This window comes from Enterobacter sp. MGH120, from assembly GCF_001037725.1.
In the GTDB taxonomy this organism is placed as follows: domain Bacteria; phylum Pseudomonadota; class Gammaproteobacteria; order Enterobacterales; family Enterobacteriaceae; genus Enterobacter; species Enterobacter hormaechei_C.
Map to the genome: position 1 here is coordinate 3,657,419 of NZ_KQ089940.1, position 17,621 is coordinate 3,675,039.

16 protein-coding genes are annotated in these 17,621 nt (G+C 56.3%); 13 read left to right on the top strand and 3 right to left on the bottom strand.

The genetic code is table 11. The features are described from left to right. Positions 1 to 44: 44 nt before the first annotated feature. From kdpF to potE, 9 genes are all read left to right on the top strand, one after another. Entirely contained in the window at positions 45 to 134 is a 90-nt protein-coding gene (gene kdpF, locus SK54_RS22405; RefSeq protein WP_003858638.1) for a K(+)-transporting ATPase subunit F, read from the top strand. After that, the gene (kdpA, locus tag SK54_RS17110; protein WP_045337938.1) at positions 134 to 1,813 is read left to right on the top strand and encodes a potassium-transporting ATPase subunit KdpA; all 1,680 of its coding nucleotides are present in this window, start codon (positions 134 to 136) and stop codon (positions 1,811 to 1,813) included. Before kdpF ends, kdpA begins: the two co-directional genes overlap by 1 nt. Positions 1,814 to 1,831: 18 nt before the next feature. Next, positions 1,832 to 3,880 (top strand): potassium-transporting ATPase subunit KdpB, encoded by a 2,049-nt coding sequence (kdpB, locus tag SK54_RS17115; RefSeq protein ID WP_045907117.1) that lies wholly within the window; start codon positions 1,832 to 1,834, stop codon positions 3,878 to 3,880. 12 nt (positions 3,881 to 3,892) lie between these two features. Beyond that, a complete protein-coding gene (gene kdpC, locus SK54_RS17120; RefSeq protein ID WP_015571119.1) occupies positions 3,893 to 4,468 on the top strand; it encodes a potassium-transporting ATPase subunit KdpC in 576 nt (191 codons plus the stop codon). Beyond that, positions 4,469 to 7,156 (top strand): two-component system sensor histidine kinase KdpD, encoded by a 2,688-nt coding sequence (gene kdpD / locus SK54_RS17125; protein WP_045907118.1) that lies wholly within the window; start codon positions 4,469 to 4,471, stop codon positions 7,154 to 7,156. Next, a complete protein-coding gene (kdpE, locus tag SK54_RS17130) occupies positions 7,153 to 7,830 on the top strand; it encodes a two-component system response regulator KdpE (protein WP_003858643.1) in 678 nt (225 codons plus the stop codon). Before kdpD ends, kdpE begins: the two co-directional genes overlap by 4 nt. A 278-nt stretch (positions 7,831 to 8,108) precedes the next feature. Then, positions 8,109 to 8,213: a leader peptide SpeFL gene (gene speFL, locus SK54_RS22165; protein ID WP_003858645.1), complete on the top strand. Its 105-nt coding sequence runs from the start codon at positions 8,109 to 8,111 to the stop codon at positions 8,211 to 8,213. Between the two features lie 255 nt (positions 8,214 to 8,468). Beyond that, complete coding sequence (gene speF / locus SK54_RS17135) at positions 8,469 to 10,667, top strand: ornithine decarboxylase SpeF (RefSeq protein ID WP_048247651.1); 2,199 nt, start codon at positions 8,469 to 8,471, stop codon at positions 10,665 to 10,667. Further along, a complete protein-coding gene (gene potE, locus SK54_RS17140; RefSeq protein WP_017694147.1) occupies positions 10,664 to 11,977 on the top strand; it encodes a putrescine-ornithine antiporter in 1,314 nt (437 codons plus the stop codon). Before speF ends, potE begins: the two co-directional genes overlap by 4 nt. Positions 11,978 to 12,122: 145 nt before the next feature. Here potE and pgm read toward each other — a convergent pair whose 3' ends face one another. Next, the gene (pgm, locus tag SK54_RS17145) at positions 12,123 to 13,763 is read right to left on the bottom strand and encodes a phosphoglucomutase (alpha-D-glucose-1,6-bisphosphate-dependent) (RefSeq protein WP_017384980.1); all 1,641 of its coding nucleotides are present in this window, start codon (positions 13,761 to 13,763) and stop codon (positions 12,123 to 12,125) included. A gap of 24 nt (positions 13,764 to 13,787) precedes the next feature. Beyond that, positions 13,788 to 14,333, bottom strand: a complete 546-nt coding sequence (gene seqA, locus SK54_RS22590; protein ID WP_003858650.1) for a replication initiation negative regulator SeqA — start codon at positions 14,331 to 14,333, stop codon at positions 13,788 to 13,790. 183 nt (positions 14,334 to 14,516) lie between these two features. Here seqA and ybfF point away from each other — a divergent pair, with 183 nt between their 5' ends. The 4 genes from ybfF to fur all read left to right on the top strand — a co-directional run bounded on the left by ybfF (position 14,517) and on the right by fur (position 17,130). Further along, positions 14,517 to 15,290: an esterase gene (gene ybfF / locus SK54_RS17155; protein WP_015571124.1), complete on the top strand. Its 774-nt coding sequence runs from the start codon at positions 14,517 to 14,519 to the stop codon at positions 15,288 to 15,290. 128 nt (positions 15,291 to 15,418) lie between these two features. Further along, entirely contained in the window at positions 15,419 to 15,706 is a 288-nt protein-coding gene (ybfE, locus tag SK54_RS17160; RefSeq protein WP_003858652.1) for a LexA regulated protein, read from the top strand. 155 nt (positions 15,707 to 15,861) lie between these two features. Continuing rightward, the gene (fldA, locus tag SK54_RS17165) at positions 15,862 to 16,392 is read left to right on the top strand and encodes a flavodoxin FldA (protein ID WP_003858653.1); all 531 of its coding nucleotides are present in this window, start codon (positions 15,862 to 15,864) and stop codon (positions 16,390 to 16,392) included. A gap of 291 nt (positions 16,393 to 16,683) precedes the next feature. After that, a complete protein-coding gene (gene fur, locus SK54_RS17170) occupies positions 16,684 to 17,130 on the top strand; it encodes a ferric iron uptake transcriptional regulator (protein WP_010428651.1) in 447 nt (148 codons plus the stop codon). Between the two features lie 142 nt (positions 17,131 to 17,272). On the opposite strand, the gene chiQ is transcribed toward fur, so the two are convergent. Next, positions 17,273 to 17,599, bottom strand: coding sequence for a ChiQ/YbfN family lipoprotein (gene chiQ, locus SK54_RS17175; protein ID WP_032102682.1), 327 nt, complete (start codon positions 17,597 to 17,599; stop codon positions 17,273 to 17,275). Positions 17,600 to 17,621: the final 22 nt, after the last annotated feature.

Below are 17,621 nucleotides of genomic sequence, written 5' to 3' on the forward strand. Positions count from 1 at the left end.
ATCCTACCGTTTGTACAACAACAAAAGTCACCCGGAGGTGGATTGTGAGTGCAGGTCTGATTGCCGGCATCGTGCTGGTGTTCCTGTTATTGGGTTATCTGATTTATGCCCTGATTAATGCGGAGGCATTCTGATGGCTGCTCAGGCGTTTTTGCTTATTGCCAGCTTTTTACTGGTGCTGTTTGTGCTCGCCAGGCCGCTGGGAACAGCGCTGGCGCGTCTGATAAACAACGTGCCATTGCCGGGCACGCGAAATATTGAAAACGTGCTCTGGCGCATTTCAGGTATCAGCGATCGGGAAATGAACTGGCGCCAGTACCTGATGGCGATACTGCTTCTGAATATCCTGGGGCTTATTGCCCTCTTTACGCTGCTGATGCTCCAGGGCAGTCTGCCGTTGAACCCGCAGCAGTTACCGGGTTTATCCTGGCATCTGGCGCTGAACACGGCGGTCAGCTTTGTCACCAACACCAACTGGCAGTCTTACGCTGGTGAAACCACGCTCAGCTACTTCAGCCAGATGGCCGGGTTAACCGTGCAAAACTTTCTTTCTGCGGCCAGCGGTATCGCGGTGATCTTCGCCCTGACGCGCGCGTTTGCCCGTCAGAATGTCAGCACCCTCGGCAACGCCTGGGTTGATGTCACGCGCATCACCCTTTGGATCCTGGTGCCTGTTGCGCTGATTATTGCCCTGTTCTTTATTCAGCAAGGCACTCTGCAAAACCTGCTGCCTTATACCCCTTACACCTCGCTTGAAGGGGCCAGGGAACTCCTTCCTATGGGGCCGGTGGCGTCGCAGGAAGCGATCAAGATGCTGGGCACCAACGGCGGCGGCTTCTTCAACGCCAACTCATCGCATCCGTTTGAAAACCCAACGGCATTAACCAATTTTGTACAGATGCTGGCGATCTTCCTGATCCCCGCCGCGCTCTGCTTCGCCTTTGGCGATGTGGTTAACGATCGCCGCCAGGGACGTACGCTGCTGTGGGCGATGTCGTTGATCTTCGTGGTCTGCGTAGCACTGGTGATGTGGGCCGAATGGAACGGCAACAGCCACTTCATGCAGCTGGGGGCTAACAGCAATATCAACCTGGAAGGCAAAGAGAGCCGCTTCGGCATTCTTGCCAGCAGCCTCTATGCGGTGGTCACCACGGCGGCCTCCTGCGGGGCAGTGAACGCCATGCACGACTCTTTTACCGCGCTCGGCGGCATGATCCCGATGTGGCTGATGCAGATTGGCGAGGTAGTTTTCGGTGGGGTCGGTTCGGGGCTGTACGGCATGCTGTTGTTCGTTCTGCTCGCCGTGTTTATCGCCGGGCTAATGATCGGTCGCACGCCGGAGTATCTCGGCAAAAAAATCGACGTCCGCGAAATGAAATTAACCGCGCTGGCAATTCTGGTCACCCCCACCCTTGTGCTGCTCGGTACCGCGCTGGCGCTGATGACCGCCGCCGGGCGCAACGGCATCTTTAACCCGGGCATTCACGGCTTTAGCGAAGTGCTTTACGCCGTTTCGTCTGCCGCCAACAACAACGGCAGCGCCTTTGCAGGATTAAGCGCCAACTCGCCGTTCTGGAACTGTTTGCTGGCGTTCTGCATGTTCATCGGACGTTTCGGCGTGATTATTCCCGTCATGGCGATCGCTGGAACACTGGTGAATAAGAAGATCCAGCCGACCACCACCGGTACGTTACCGACTCACGGCGCGCTGTTCGTCGGCCTGCTGATTGGCACCGTTTTGCTGGTGGGTGCCCTGACCTTTATCCCCGCCCTCGCGTTAGGCCCGGTTGCGGAATATCTCTCTTTACGCTGATTTTGCGGAGAATTTGTCATGAGTCGTAAACAACTGGCCCTGCTCGAACCGACGTTAGTTCGTCAGGCCCTCATGGATGCGGTAAAAAAACTGAGCCCGCGCGTGCAGTGGCACAACCCGGTGATGTTTATTGTCTGGACTGGAAGTTTACTCACCACCGCACTGGCGATTGCCATGGGAACGGGACACCTTTCAGGGAATGCAACCTTTACCGCCGCCATCAGCCTGTGGCTGTGGTTTACCGTGCTGTTCGCCAACTTCGCCGAAGCGTTAGCGGAAGGCCGCAGTAAGGCACAGGCCAACAGCCTGAAAGGGGTAAAAAAGACCGCCTTTGCGCGCAAATTACGCGAACCTAAATACGGCGCGCAGATGGACCACGTTCCGGCGGATGAACTGCGCAAAGGTGACGTGGTGCTGGTGGAAGCTGGCGACATCATCCCCTGCGACGGTGAGGTGATTGAGGGCGGCGCGTCGGTAGACGAAAGCGCCATTACCGGGGAATCCGCACCGGTGATCCGTGAGTCGGGCGGAGATTTCGCCTCAGTTACCGGCGGAACGCGCATTCTTTCCGACTGGCTGGTGATCCAGTGCAGCGTTAACCCGGGCGAAACCTTTCTCGACCGGATGATCGCCATGGTGGAAGGCGCACAGCGTCGTAAAACGCCGAACGAGATCGCCCTGACCATTCTGCTGGTGGCGCTCACCATTGTCTTCCTGCTGGCAACGGCGACCCTGTGGCCCTTCTCCGCCTACGGCGGTACAGCGGTTAGCATCACCGTACTGATCGCCCTGCTCGTCTGTCTGATCCCCACCACTATCGGCGGCCTGCTTTCCGCGATTGGCGTGGCGGGGATGAGCCGGATGCTGGGCGCGAACGTCATCGCCACCAGCGGACGCGCCGTTGAAGCGGCGGGTGACGTAGACGTGCTGCTGCTGGATAAAACCGGGACCATCACCCTGGGCAATCGTCAGGCCTCTGACTTTCTACCTGCTCCCGGCGTGGATGAAAAAACGCTGGCTGACGCGGCTCAGCTTTCCTCGCTGGCCGATGAAACGCCGGAAGGCCGCAGTATCGTGATCCTCGCCAAGCAGCACTTTAACCTGCGCCAGCGCGACGTTCAGAGCCTGCACGCCACGTTCGTGCCCTTTACGGCGCAAACCCGAATGAGCGGAATTAACATTCAGGACCGGATGATCCGTAAAGGGTCCGTTGATGCCATTCGCCGTCATATTGAAGCCAATAATGGACACTTCCCCCCGGAAGTCGACAACCTGGTGGAAAGCGTGGCGCGTCAGGGAGCAACCCCGCTGGTGGTGGCGGAAGGTGCAAGCGTTCTGGGGGTTATCGCCCTGAAGGATATCGTTAAAGGCGGTATTAAAGAGCGTTTCGCCCAGATGCGTAAGATGGGCATTAAAACAGTGATGATCACCGGGGATAACCGTCTGACTGCGGCGGCCATTGCCGCCGAAGCGGGCGTGGATGATTTCCTTTCCGAAGCGACGCCGGAAGCGAAGCTGGCACTCATTCGCCAGTATCAGGCGGAAGGCCGTCTGGTGGCGATGACCGGCGACGGCACCAACGACGCCCCGGCGCTGGCGCAGGCCGACGTGGCGGTGGCGATGAACTCCGGTACCCAGGCGGCAAAAGAGGCGGGCAACATGGTGGATCTCGACTCGAACCCGACCAAGCTGATCGAAGTGGTACATATCGGGAAGCAGATGCTGATGACGCGCGGCTCGCTGACCACGTTCAGTATCGCCAACGACGTGGCGAAGTATTTCGCCATCATTCCGGCGGCTTTTGCGGCAACCTACCCGCAGTTGAATGCCCTGAACGTGATGCACCTGCACTCTCCGGCCTCGGCCATTTTGAGCGCGGTGATCTTCAACGCGCTGATTATTGTCTTTCTTATTCCGCTGGCGCTGAAAGGGGTGAGCTATAAGCCGCTGACGGCCGCCGCCATGCTGCGCCGTAACCTGTGGATTTACGGTCTGGGTGGGCTGGTGGTGCCCTTTATTGGGATCAAGGTTATCGACATGCTGTTAACGCTGTTCGGGCTGGTTTAAAAGGTGGATCCAATGACGATGTTACGTCCCGCTATACTGTTGTTTATTCTGCTGTCTCTGATTACCGGCGGGCTTTACCCGCTGATGACTACCGCGCTGGGCCAGTGGTGGTTTAAAGATCAGGCCAACGGCTCGCTGATTATCCAGAACGGTGAAAACCGCGGCTCGCGTCTGATTGGGCAGAACTTTACGGACCCGCGCTACTTCCAGGGACGCCCTTCCGCCACTGCGGAAAGCCCGTATAATCCAATGGCCTCCGGCGGCAGCAATCTGGCTGGCAGTAATCCTGACCTGGACAAAGCCGTTGCTGAACGCGTTGCCGCCCTGCGCGCCGCGAATCCGCAGGCCAGCCGTGAGGTGCCGGTTGAGCTGATCACCGCTTCCGCGAGCGGGCTGGATTACAGCCTGACGCCGGATGCGGTGGTGTGGCAGATCCCACGCGTGGCAGCCGCCCGTCAGCTGACCGTCGAGCAGGTGAGCCAGCTGGTTGCAGAACATACGCAAAAGCCGCTGGTCAGCTTTATCGGCATGCCGGTAGTGAATATTGTTGAGCTGAATCTGGCGCTGGACGCGCTAAGGAAAAACTAAATGACCGACGAGCCCATGCGCCCGGATCCGGACAGGCTGCTTGAACAGACGGCTGAAGCCCACCGCGGCAAGCTGAAAATTTTCTTCGGCGCCTGCGCGGGCGTCGGGAAAACCTTCGCCATGCTGACGGAAGCCCAGCGGCTTCGGGCGCAGGGGCTTGATATTCTCATCGGCGTGGTGGAAACCCACGGTCGCAAAGAGACGGCTGCGCTGCTGACGGGGCTGGCGACGCAGCCGCCCCAGCGTATCAGCCATCGCGGGCGGCTGGTCACGGAGTTTGATCTTGATGCCGCCCTCGCCCGCCGCCCTGCCCTGATCCTGATGGACGAACTGGCGCACAGCAATGCGCCAGGCTCCCGCCATCCGAAGCGCTGGCAGGATGTTGAGGAGCTGCTTGAGGCAGGCATTGACGTCTTCACCACGGTGAATGTTCAGCATCTGGAAAGCCTGAACGACGTAGTGAGCGGCGTAACCGGTATCCAGGTGCGGGAAACCGTCCCCGATCCGTTTTTTGATTCTGCCGATGAAGTCGTACTGGTTGACCTACCGCCGGACGATCTACGCCAGCGCCTGCACGAAGGCAAAGTGTATATTGCCGGCCAGGCCGAACGCGCCATCGAACATTTTTTCCGCAAAGGAAACCTGATTGCCCTGCGCGAACTGGCCCTGCGCCGCACCGCCGATCGCGTTGATGACCAGATGCGCGCCTGGCGAGACCTACAGGGACAAGAGCGCGTCTGGCACACGCGGGACGCCATTCTGTTATGCATTGGTCACGGCAGCGGCAACGAAAAACTGGTTCGCACCGCCGCCCGGCTGGCAGCGAAATTTGGCAGCGTCTGGCACGCGGTCTACGTCGAAACGCCGCAGCTGCATGGTCTGCCAGAAAATCAGCGTCGCGCCATTTTGAGCGCGCTGCGGCTGGCGCAGGAGCTGGGTGCCGAAACCGCCACCCTTTCCGAACCGCAGGAAGATAAAGCCATTCTGCGCTACGCGCGCGAGCACAACCTGGGCAAGATTGTCATTGGACGTCGACAGCATCGCCGCTGGTTTAGCCGCGAATCTTTTGCCGACAGGCTGGCCCGCCGCGCGCCGGATCTTGATTTAGTCATCGTCGCGCTGGATGACAAGCCCGCCCCTCTGCCCAACCGTACGCCGGATGCTCGCACCTTTGGCGATAAATGGCGCATTCAGATCCGGGGTTGCCTGGTGGCCGTGGTCCTTTGCGCCCTGATTACGGTGATTGCCAGCCAGTGGCTCATCGCCTTCGACGCCGCCAATCTGGTCATGATTTATCTGCTCGGCGTCGTTGTGGTCGCGCTCTTTTATGGCCGCTGGCCGTCGGTGCTGGCAACGGTGATCAACGTCATCAGCTTCGACCTTTTTTTTATCGCTCCGCGCGGGACGCTTGCTGTCTCGGACGTGCAGTACATTCTGACCTTTGCCGTGATGCTTACCGTCGGGCTGGTGATCGGGAATCTGACGGCAGGCGTACGCTACCAGGCACGCATTGCCCGCTATCGCGAGCAGCGCACGCGCCATCTGTATGAAATGTCAAAATCGCTGGCGGTTGGCCGCACGCAGCGGGATATCGTGCAGACCAGCGAGCAGTTTATTCGTTCGACCTTTCATGCCAGTAACCTGATTTTGCTCCCCGACGAACAGGGGCGCCTTCGCCCGCTGACCTCCCCTTCGGGGATGACGCCCTGGGATGAAGCGATTGCCCGCTGGAGTTTCGATAAGGGGTTACCTGCCGGCGCCGGCACCGACACGCTGCCCGGCGTGCCTTACCAGATCCTGCCGCTGCGCAGCGCGGATAAAAATCACGGGCTGGTCATCGTCGAGCCGTCTAACCTGCGTCAGCTGATGATCCCAGAGCAGCAGCGCCTGCTGGAAACCTTCACCCTGCTGGTCGCCAGCGCCCTTGAACGGCTGGCGCTCACCGCCAGCGAAGAGCAGGCGCGGCTGGCAAGCGAGCGCGAAAGTATTCGCAATTCGCTGCTGGCAGCGCTGTCTCACGATTTGCGCACCCCGCTTACCGTGCTGTTTGGCCAGTCCGAAATTCTGACGCTGGATCTGGCGGCGGAAGGATCAAAGCACGCGATGCAGGCCAGCGAAATTCGCCAGCACGTGCTGAATACCACGCGCCTGGTGAACAACCTGCTGGACATGGCGCGCATTCAGTCCGGCGGGTTTAACCTCAAAAAAGAGTGGCTCACCCTTGAGGAGGTTGTCGGCAGTGCGCTGAAGATGCTGGAGCCGGGTCTCGGCGGGCGACATATTGAGCTGGACATGCCGGAACCCCTGACGTTAATCCATATGGATGGCCCGCTGTTTGAGCGCGTGCTGATTAATCTGCTGGAAAACGCGGCTAAATACGCCGGGACAAAGGCCCGGCTGGGGATTGCTGCCATGGTGGATAAACGTGTGCTGCGGCTCGACGTCTGGGATAACGGGCCGGGTATTCCGGCCGGTCAGGAGCGCGCCATATTCGAAAAATTTGCGCGCGGTAATAAGGAATCCGCCATTCCGGGCGTTGGGCTGGGTCTGGCGATCTGCCAGGCGATTGTCGACGTGCATGGTGGCACCATTTCCGCAGAGAACCGCCCGGAAGGTGGGGCACGCTTTTGTGTTACACTTCCTCTTGAAACCCCACCAGAACTTGATGAATTACCAGAGGATTTGTGATTAACGTTCTGATTGTTGAAGATGAGCTCGCTATCAGCCGATTTCTGCGTACCGCGCTGGAAGGCGACGGCTTGCGCGTGCATGAAGCCGGTACGCTTCAACGGGGGTTAATTGAAGCCGCCACCCGCAAGCCAGATCTGGTGATCCTGGATCTGGGACTTCCGGATGGCGACGGCATCGATTTTATTCGTGAGGTGCGTCAGTGGAGCCAGATGCCCATTCTGGTGCTCTCTGCCCGCACCGAAGAGACGGATAAAATCGCCGCGCTGGATGCCGGAGCGGATGATTATCTGATCAAACCGTTTGGCATTGGCGAGTTACAGGCCCGGCTTCGTGTGGCGCTGCGTCGACACAGCGCTACGTCCCCTTCCGATCCGGTGTACGCCTTTGGCGATATCCGCGTCGATCTTGCTGCCCGCCGCATCGTGCGAGGGGAAGAAGAGATCCACCTTACGCCTATCGAATTTCGTCTGCTGGCCGTGCTGCTCAATAACCACGGAAAAGTGTTAACGCAGCGACAGCTGTTAAGCCAGGTCTGGGGACCGAATGCTGTCGAGCATAGTCACTATTTACGCATTTATATGGGACACCTTCGCCAGAAACTTGAAGCCGATCCCGCGCGTCCTCGTCATTTATTAACAGAAACCGGTATCGGATATCGGTTTATGATCTGAATAAGTATTCACTTTAATTTTAAATAAAAAACATACCAGCCTTAATATAGCCATGAAAATAACGATGAGTTTATTTTCATAGCTATATCCGCCCTCTTTAAACACAATTAAAACATCAAATTAACACCGAACCAACAAAACAGCATTTTGATCTGCGTTATTCACTCAAAACGACTAATTATTTCTAAAATGATCGGTTATTGGTGATCTGTTTCACAGTTAATCCCTTTTTCCTGGATAAAATGACCATGCTTTCAATTACTGAAAGGAAACTGAACATGGAAAACAATAATCGTTTAATGCCCCATATAAGGCGGACAACACATATCATGATGTTTGCCCACCGTAACTGTTTTGACTTTCATCTCTTTAACGCCCGGTAGTCCTTCGACTTCTGGCGCATCTGCTTACAGGTTATCCTGAAAAACGCTATTTTACAGGCTGTTGCCTGTGAACACCTGCGCTCATTCCTTGTGATTCAGATTCTCCGCAACCGGGCGGACTGAATTCTACTCAGCAAAAAAGCAATTAACTGATTTCGTATCAGCGGACACGCTTTGCTTTTTTTTCCGGAAATAATCGATTTCTTTACCGCAAGAAGTCGAGGGCCCCATATTGCATGAAATAAAGAGATAAAGATGAAAACGTTAAAAATTGCCGTCAGCCGTGCCTGCCCTGAATGCTTTACCACTTCGCGCGACATCGTGGATATCACCGCATCAGATTATATTGATGTGGCAGCCGTGGTTCTGGCCGTCAGCGATATTTTCAATGGCGCCATAGAAGAAATTGAAGCCACGGGATTCGGTATCCCGGTGTTTATTGCCACGCATAAAGAAGAAAGGGTTCCGGCTGAATTTCTGTCGCGTATTCGCGGCGTTTTTGAGTACTCCGACACCAGCAATGCGTACTACGGACGCCAGCTTGAAGCGGCTGCACAGAAGTACGAAACCCAGCTCCGCCCGCCGTTCTTCCGCGCGCTGGTCGATTACGTCCAGCAGGGGAACAGCGCGTTTGACTGCCCCGGACATCAGGGAGGCCAGTTCTTCCGCCGCCATCCGGCCGGAAACCAGTTTGTCGATTTCTTTGGCGAAACGCTTTTCCGCGCCGATCTGTGCAATGCCGACGTGGCAATGGGCGATCTGCTGATCCACGAAGGCGCGCCATGCATCGCCCAGCAGCATGCGGCAAAAGTCTTTAATGCGGATAAAACCTACTTCGTGCTGAACGGCACCTCCTCTTCCAACAAGGTGGTGCTCAATGCCCTGCTCACGCCAGGCGATCTGGTGCTGTTCGATCGCAATAACCATAAATCTAATCACCACGGGGCGCTGTTACAGGCGGGCGCGACGCCGGTGTATCTGGAAACGGCGCGCAACCCGTACGGGTTTATCGGCGGTATCGACGCACACTGTTTCGACGAGAGCTACCTGCGGGAGCTGGTGTCAGAGGTCGCGCCTGGCCGTGCGCGGGATGAACGTCCGTTCCGTCTGGCGGTGATCCAGCTGGGCACCTACGACGGTACCATTTATAACGCCCGTCAGGTGGTGGATAAGATTGGTCACCTGTGCGATTACATTCTGTTTGACTCCGCCTGGGTGGGTTACGAGCAGTTTATCCCGATGATGGCCGACTGCTCGCCGCTGCTGCTGGAGCTGAACGAAAACGATCCGGGCATTCTGGTGACCCAGTCGGTGCATAAGCAGCAGGCGGGCTTCTCGCAAACCTCGCAAATCCATAAGAAGGACAGCCACATAAAAGGCCAGCCGCGCTATGTCCCGCATAAACGCCTCAACAACGCCTTTATGATGCACGCCTCCACCAGCCCGTTTTATCCGCTGTTTGCCGCCCTGGATATCAACGCCCGCATGCACGAGGGGCAAAGTGGGCGCAACATGTGGATGGACTGCGTGGTGACGGGTATCGAAGCGCGGAAACTGATCCTTCAGAACTGTCATTTTATTCGTCCGTTCGTGCCGGAGACGGTGGATGGCCGTCCATGGGAAAGCTGGGATACGGCAGAGATTGCGACCGATCTGCGCTTCTTCCATTTCGTTCCGGGCGAACGCTGGCACGCCTTTGAGGGATACGCCGAGCATCAGTATTTTATCGATCCCTGCAAACTGCTGCTGACTACGCCGGGCATCAACGCCCGCACCGGTGAGTACGATGATTTCGGCGTGCCCGCGACCATCCTCGCCAACTTCCTGCGTGAAAACGGCATCGTGCCGGAAAAATGCGACCTCAATTCCATTCTGTTCCTGCTCACCCCGGCGGAGGACATGGGCAAATTGCAGCAGCTCGTCGCCCAGCTGGTGCGCTTCGAAAAACTGCTCCAGAGCGATGTGCCGCTGAAAGAGGTTCTGCCCTCTCTTTATAAGCAACATCCGGAACGTTATGCGGATTATACCCTGCGTCAGATTTGTCAGGAGATGCATGACCTCTACGCCCGCCATAACGTGAAGCAACTGCAAAAAGAGATGTTCCGCAAGTCTCACTTCCCACGCGTCATGATGAACCCGCAGGAGGCGAACTATGCCTATCTGCGCGGTGAGGTCGAGCTGGTGTCCCTGCGCGACGCGGAAGGACGTATCGCCGCGGAAGGCGCGCTGCCTTACCCACCGGGGGTGTTGTGCGTGGTGCCGGGAGAAGTCTGGGGCGGTTCCGTGCTGCGCTATTTCGCCGCGCTGGAAGACGGGATCAATCTGCTGCCGGGTTTTGCGCCGGAGTTACAGGGGGTTTACGTCGAGGAGTGTGACGGTCGCAAACAGGTGCGCTGCTACGTCATCAAACAACCTGCCGCTCAGCCATCGCTGCTGAAAGGAGAAAAATTATGAGTAAGGCCAACAAGATGGGCGTGGTGCAACTCACTATTCTCACCATGGTGAATATGATGGGTTCGGGGATCATCATGCTCCCCACCAAGCTCGCTGAAGTGGGGACGATTTCGATTATCTCCTGGCTTGTTACCGCCGTGGGTTCGATGGCGCTGGCGTGGGCGTTTGCCAAGTGCGGTATGTTCAGCCGCAAGTCCGGCGGCATGGGCGGCTATGCCGAATATGCGTTTGGTAAGTCCGGTAACTTTATGGCGAACTATACCTATGGCGTGTCGCTGCTGATCGCCAATGTGGCGATTGCCATTTCCGCTGTCGGTTACGGCACAGAGCTGTTTGGCGCGACGCTGACCCCGGTGCAAATTGGGCTGGCGACCATCGGCGTGCTCTGGATCTGCACCGTCGCTAACTTTGGCGGCGCGCGCATCACCGGACAGCTCAGCAGCATCACCGTCTGGGGCGTCATCATCCCGGTTGTCGGCCTGTGCATCATCGGCTGGTTCTGGTTCAGCCCGACGCTGTACGCCAATTCCTGGAATCCGCATCACGTACCGTTCTTCACCGCCGTGGGATCGTCCATCGCCATGACGCTGTGGGCCTTCCTCGGGCTGGAGTCGGCCTGTGCGAATGCGGAAGTGGTGGAAAACCCGGAGAAAAATGTGCCGATCGCGGTACTCGGCGGGACGCTGGGGGCGGCGGTGATCTATATCGTCTCAACCAACGTGATTGCGGGAATTGTGCCCAACATGGATCTGGCTAACTCCACGGCGCCGTTCGGACTGGCGTTTGCGCAGATGTTTACGCCGGAGGTAGGGAAAGTGATCATGGGACTGATGGTGATGTCCTGCTGCGGCTCGCTGCTGGGCTGGCAGTTCACCATCGCCCAGGTATTCAAATCTTCCGCTGACGAAGGTTATTTCCCGAAAATCTTCTCCCGCGTCACCAAAGCGGATGCACCGGTGCAGGGTATGCTGGCGATTGTGGTTTTCCAGAGCGGTTTGTCGCTGATGACCATCAGCCCGTCACTGAACAGCCAGTTTAACGTGCTGGTCAACCTGGCGGTGGTGACGAACATCATTCCGTACATTCTGTCGATGGCGGCGCTGGTGATTATTCAGAAGGTGGCGAAGGTGGATCCGCGCAAAGCCCGGGCGGCCAATATCGTGGCGCTGATTGGGGCGATTTACAGCTTCTATGCGCTCTACTCGTCCGGTCAGGAGGCGATGCTGTATGGGGCGATGGTGACATTCATGGGCTGGACGCTGTACGGTCTGGTCTCACCACGGTTTGAACTGAAGAATAAACATAGTTAAAAAAGAAGCCCGGTGGCACTGGCGCTTACCGGGCCTACGAGGTCAATGCAAAACGGCAACCCTGAGGTTGCCGTTTTTTATGTTTTCTCCCTCTCCCAGTGGCAGAGGGCCGGGGTGAGGGCATCAGCCCGCACCAGATCACGACTTACGCGTTTTTCAGCACTTCGCTGACAATCTCTACCGCTTCTTTCTCAATCTGCTGACGATGCTCAGCGCCGAGGAAGCTTTCACAATAGATTTTGTACGCATCTTCCGTACCGGATGGACGCGCGGCGAACCAGCCGTTTTCGGTCATCACTTTCAGGCCGCCGATCGATGCGCCGTTACCCGGCGCCGCCGTCAGACGCGCGGTGATCGGGTCACCTGCCAGGGTACTGGCACTGACCATCTCCGGAGAGAGTTTTGACAGGGCTGCTTTTTGCGCAGACGTGGCGCTAGCCTGAATACGGTTATAGCTTGGCGCACCAAAACGTTCCGCCAGCTCGTTGTAATGTTCCTGCGGGTTCTTACCGGTGACCGCGGTGATTTCCGCCGCCAGCAGGCACATGATGATGCCGTCTTTATCGGTTGACCATGGGGTGCCGTCGAAGCGCAGGAAGGATGCCCCCGCGCTCTCTTCACCGCCAAAGCCGAAGCTGCCGTCGTGCAGACCATCAACAAACCACTTAAAGCCCACCGGCACTTCCACCAGCTTGCGACCCAGCGCGTCGACCACACGGTCAATCATAGCGGAAGAGACCAGCGTTTTACCCACCGCGACCTCTTTGCCCCACTGCGGACGGTGCTGGAAGAGATAATTGATTGCAACAGCCAGGTAGTGGTTCGGGTTCATCAGCCCTGCCGGGGTGACGATACCGTGGCGGTCGTAGTCCGGGTCGTTGGCAAACGCCAGATCGAACTTGTCGCGCAGCGCCAGCAGGCCAGCCATTGCGCATTCGGAGGAGCAGTCCATACGGATCGCGCCGTCTTTGTCCAGGTGCATAAAGCGGAAGGTCTGATCGACGTGATCGTTCACGATGGTCAGATCCAGCTTGTAGTGCTCGGCAATGCGTTTCCAGTATTCAATACCGGAGCCGCCCAGTGGATCCACGCCCAGCTTCAGACCGGCTTTCTGGATAGCGGCCATATCGACGATATCCGCCAGCCCTTCCACGAACGGCTGCACCAGATCCTGCTCTTTCACGTGGCCGGAGGCCATGGCTTCATCCAGCGAGATGCGTTTCACACCGTTCAGACCGTTAGCCAGTAACGCGTTGGCACGATCTTCCACCACTTTCGTGACGTTGGTATCCGCCGGGCCACCGTTAGGTGGGTTGTACTTGATGCCGCCATCTTCCGGTGGGTTGTGGGACGGGGTGATCACAATGCCGTCAGCCTGCGCGCCACCTTTTTTGTTGTGTACCAGAATAGCGTTAGAAACCGCTGGCGTTGGCGTAAAACCGTTGTTCTCCTGAACAATCACGTCTACGCCGTTCGCCGCCAGCACTTCCAGCACGGAGATAAAAGCAGGTTCAGACAGGGCGTGGGTATCTTTCCCTACATAGCACGGACCGGTGACGCCATTTTTGGCGCGCTCTTCCGCGATGGCCTGAGCAATGGCCAGAATGTGCGGTTCGTTAAAGCTGTGGCGCGCCGCACTACCGCGGTGGCCAGATGTACCAAACTTCACTGCGTGTTCTGCGTTGCCCACCACCGGCTTCAGCACGTAGTACTGCGCGGTCAGTTGAGCGACGTTAATCAAATCGCGTTGTTGTGCAGGTTGTCCTGCACGGCTGTGATTTGCCATTGCCTGGTCCTTCTGATGCAAGGGTTAAATTGTACCGCAAACCTTTTCGATCAATTCCGCCGGGAACTGCATGGACTGCATGATATGTTCGATCATGCTGCACTTACGGCCCGTATTGGTGTTGGTGATCACCCAGTATGGTGTACCGGGAACGTGTTTGGGTTTGGTTTGGTTGCCATTTTGCAGCAGGGTCTGCTCGTCGCCTGCGAAGTAAACGCGCGTGCGACCGTGCAGCGACTCTGTCGCTTCTGCAAATGCGTTGTTATCCAGTGAGTAAAGTGTAGACAGCACCAGCATAAAGCGGTTAACCGCCTTTTTCTGCTCGGCATATTCATCGGACAGCAGCAGCTCGCGCATCGCTCGCACTTTGTCTTTTGCCGGCATGACGGCAGGTTTTACTTGTGCAACAACGCTCGGCTGAGACACGACATCTTTAGTGACAGGAGTGGGCTGTGAGGCGGCGGAAATTTTGAGCATGCGCCGTAAAATGTCGGACGCGCTCTCCCCAATATGCCGCGTCTGGCTGGCAATATACTGATAGAGTTCGTCATCAACTTCGATTGTTTTCATCTTAATCCAGTGCGATATCTTATCTGAATACAAGTCGTTGAGATTATAAGGTCAAATCCCAACAGCGGATAGCGTCAAACCAGGTTGGCGGCAAAAGTCAGATTAAACTGGATCCTTGCCCCCGGGCGGCAGAATGGTCAACATGATACCCTAACCTGACAAACCTAAAAAAAGAACTTTGCCATGAAATTGAATACCCGAGCGCAAACTGCACAATCGCCGAACAATAATTCTCCCATCGTACTGGTTCACGGCCTGTTTGGTAGCCTGGATAATCTGGGTGTGCTTGCGCGCGATTTAGTGGCCGATCACGCGATCCTCCAGGTTGATATGCGCAATCACGGTCTTTCTGGGCGCTCGGAGGAGATGACCTACGCAGCCATGGCGCAGGATCTGCGGGACACCCTCGATGCGAATAATATCCAGAAAGCGACGCTTATCGGGCATTCAATGGGCGGCAAAGCGGTGATGGCGCTCACTGCGCTGGCCCCTGAGCGAATTTCCGGGCTGGTGGTCATCGACGTTGCGCCCGTCAATTACGACGTTCGCCGTCACGATGAGATTTTTGCCGCCATCAATGCGGTCACCGAAGCGGGTGTCGCAACCCGCCAGCAGGCGGCTGCCGTTATGCGTGAGCATCTTGATGAGGAAGGCGTGGTCCAGTTCCTGCTGAAATCGTTTGTTGACGGACAATGGCGCTTTAACGTCCCGGTATTGTGGGATCAGTATTCGCATATTGTGGGCTGGGAAACCGTCCCCGCCTGGCCGCACCCTACCCTTTTTATTCGCGGCGGCAACTCCCCTTACGTCACTGATGCATACCGTGACACGCTGCTGGCGCAATTCCCGCAGGCTCGCGCTCACGTTATTGCGGGTGCCGGGCACTGGGTACACGCGGAAAAACCGGATGCCGTCCTGCGCGCCATTCGCCGCTATCTTACTGATACAGCGAATTGATTAAAAAGCCAGCGACCGGAAGACGACGGGCTTCCAGTCGTTGGCGTGTGGATTTGGGTGATGTATGATGGCGCGCTTATCGCCCGGGCATTAGCAGGGCGGCGTGTTTCCCCCGAAGTCTCAGAATCATGGCCAAAGAACAAACGGACCGTACGACACTAGATCTGTTCGCGAATGAGCGTCGACCGGGACGACCGAAAACGAATCCGCTTTCGCGCGATGAACAGCTGCGTATCAATAAACGCAACCAGCTTAAACGCGATAAAAATCGTGGGCTTAAGCGTGTCGAACTGAAGCTGAATGCCGATGCCGTCGATGCGCTTAACGAGTTAGCTGACGCGCGCAACATCAGCCGCAGCGAACTGATCGAAGAGATGCTGATCGCCCAGCTTGAGACGTTACGCGGCAAGGCGTGAGTCAGAAAATCCCCAATATTACCTTTTTCATGTAGCACAGAGTGCAGTCCTGCGTGATAGCTGTTTCCGCAGGGTTGCCTGTTCTGCTATTATTGCCCTTATCCGTGGACAATTTGCGCCACCATACCATTAAGTTTCAAGAGGTTATTTTACTCATGGCAATCATCGGCATTTTCTTTGGCAGTGATACCGGCAATACTGAAAATATCGCAAAAAACATTCAAAAACAGCTCGGTAAAGACGTTGCTGATGTGCATGACATCGCCAAGAGCAGCAAAGAAGATCTCGAGGGCTATGACATCCTGCTGCTGGGCATCCCGACCTGGTACTACGGTGAAGCACAGTGTGACTGGGACGATTTCTTCCCGACGCTGGAAGAAGTAGACTTCAACGGCAAGCTGGTTGCCCTGTTTGGCTGTGGCGATCAGGAAGACTATGCTGAGTATTTCTGTGATGCGCTGGGCACTATTCGCGACATCATTGAGCCACGCGGTGCGGCGATCGTCGGTCACTGGCCAACGGCGGGTTACCATTTCGAAGCGTCCAAAGGTCTGGCAGATGACGATCACTTCGTTGGCCTGGCCATTGATGAAGACCGTCAGCCAGAGCTGACCGCTGAGCGTGTAGAAAAATGGGTTAAGCAGGTTCGTGAAGAGCTGAACCTGGACGATATCCTTAACGCCTGATATCCCTGCGGCGCAACTCCGGTTGCGCCCGTTTTCCAGGTAAAACCGATTAAATTAATTGCTACAAACTTTTAACTTTTTCGCCCAGACCTGTACAATATCCCCCTGGTAAAAAGTGGGTGCCATCGAACAAGTTTGTTGGTGATACCACGTTTTTATAAGCATACTTTGCTTGAGACTTGCAGTTTTCATTTAGCCATGGCAGTTCTATAATGAGACGCATTATCCCAAGTGCATTTTCTGTCACTTCTTCTTTTGAAGTGAATCGTTTAGCAACAGGACAGATTCCGCATGACTGACAACAATACCGCATTAAAGAAAGCTGGCCTGAAAGTAACGCTTCCTCGGTTAAAAATCCTTGAAGTGCTTCAGGGGCCAGACAATCACCATGTCAGTGCGGAAGACCTTTATAAGCGTCTTATCGATATGGGTGAAGAGATTGGGCTGGCAACCGTCTATCGTGTGCTGAACCAGTTTGATGACGCGGGCATTGTTACTCGTCATAATTTCGAAGGCGGTAAATCCGTGTTCGAGCTGACTCAGCAGCATCACCACGATCACCTGATCTGCCTCGACTGTGGCAAGGTCATTGAATTTAGCGATGATTCCATTGAATCACGCCAGCGTGAAATCGCCGCCCGTCATGGCATCCGCCTGACCAACCACAGCCTGTACCTGTACGGTCACTGCGCTGAAGGCGATTGCCGCGAAGACGACCACGCGCACGACGCGAAATAATATCGTGTTCATACTCTGAGCCAGCCGTAAGGTTGGCTTTTTTTTGCCTGAAAAAAGCCCGGTGGCGCTGCGCTTACCGGGCCTACGGGCTGTGACACCGTTGTAGGCCCGGTAAGCGCAGCGCCACCGGGCGTAAAGCAACTTATTTATTGTTATTGCGAATCTCGTCCCAGATCTTATCGCAACGCTTCGCCACTTCCTGATCGTTACCGCTTTTCCGCGCCTGGATACAGGCCTGGTAATCCATCACGCGAACATTTTCCTGCGTCGCAAACTGCTCATGCGCTTTCTCTTTTTTCAGCACATTCAGCACGCTCTGGCAGGCTTCAATCTTCTCTGGCGATCCTTGTGCTGTATTGATGCAGGCGCTATACGCCTCCTTCAGACGGGAGTCTTCTTTCTGCGCCTGATCCTGCGCACACGCCACCAGCCCCGATGCCAGCAGCGCAACGATTACCATTTTTTTCATCATATGCAGTCTCCATGCAGGC

What these genes read in the sequence shown, in the direction of transcription:
- kdpA (WP_045337938.1), top strand. Translation starts at nt 134, where the DNA reads ATGGCTGCTCAGGCGTTTTTGCTTATTGCCAGCTTTTTACTGGTGCTG.
- kdpB (WP_045907117.1), top strand. Translation starts at nt 1,832, where the DNA reads ATGAGTCGTAAACAACTGGCCCTGCTCGAACCGACGTTAGTTCGTCAG.
- kdpC (WP_015571119.1), top strand. Translation starts at nt 3,893, where the DNA reads ATGACGATGTTACGTCCCGCTATACTGTTGTTTATTCTGCTGTCTCTG.
- kdpD (WP_045907118.1), top strand. Translation starts at nt 4,469, where the DNA reads ATGACCGACGAGCCCATGCGCCCGGATCCGGACAGGCTGCTTGAACAG.
- speFL (WP_003858645.1), top strand. Translation starts at nt 8,109, where the DNA reads ATGGAAAACAATAATCGTTTAATGCCCCATATAAGGCGGACAACACAT.
- speF (WP_048247651.1), top strand. Translation starts at nt 8,469, where the DNA reads ATGAAAACGTTAAAAATTGCCGTCAGCCGTGCCTGCCCTGAATGCTTT.
- potE (WP_017694147.1), top strand. Translation starts at nt 10,664, where the DNA reads ATGAGTAAGGCCAACAAGATGGGCGTGGTGCAACTCACTATTCTCACC.
- pgm (WP_017384980.1), bottom strand. Translation starts at nt 13,763, where the DNA reads ATGGCAAATCACAGCCGTGCAGGACAACCTGCACAACAACGCGATTTG.
- seqA (WP_003858650.1), bottom strand. Translation starts at nt 14,333, where the DNA reads ATGAAAACAATCGAAGTTGATGACGAACTCTATCAGTATATTGCCAGC.
- ybfF (WP_015571124.1), top strand. Translation starts at nt 14,517, where the DNA reads ATGAAATTGAATACCCGAGCGCAAACTGCACAATCGCCGAACAATAAT.
- ybfE (WP_003858652.1), top strand. Translation starts at nt 15,419, where the DNA reads ATGGCCAAAGAACAAACGGACCGTACGACACTAGATCTGTTCGCGAAT.
- fldA (WP_003858653.1), top strand. Translation starts at nt 15,862, where the DNA reads ATGGCAATCATCGGCATTTTCTTTGGCAGTGATACCGGCAATACTGAA.
- fur (WP_010428651.1), top strand. Translation starts at nt 16,684, where the DNA reads ATGACTGACAACAATACCGCATTAAAGAAAGCTGGCCTGAAAGTAACG.
- chiQ (WP_032102682.1), bottom strand. Translation starts at nt 17,599, where the DNA reads ATGAAAAAAATGGTAATCGTTGCGCTGCTGGCATCGGGGCTGGTGGCG.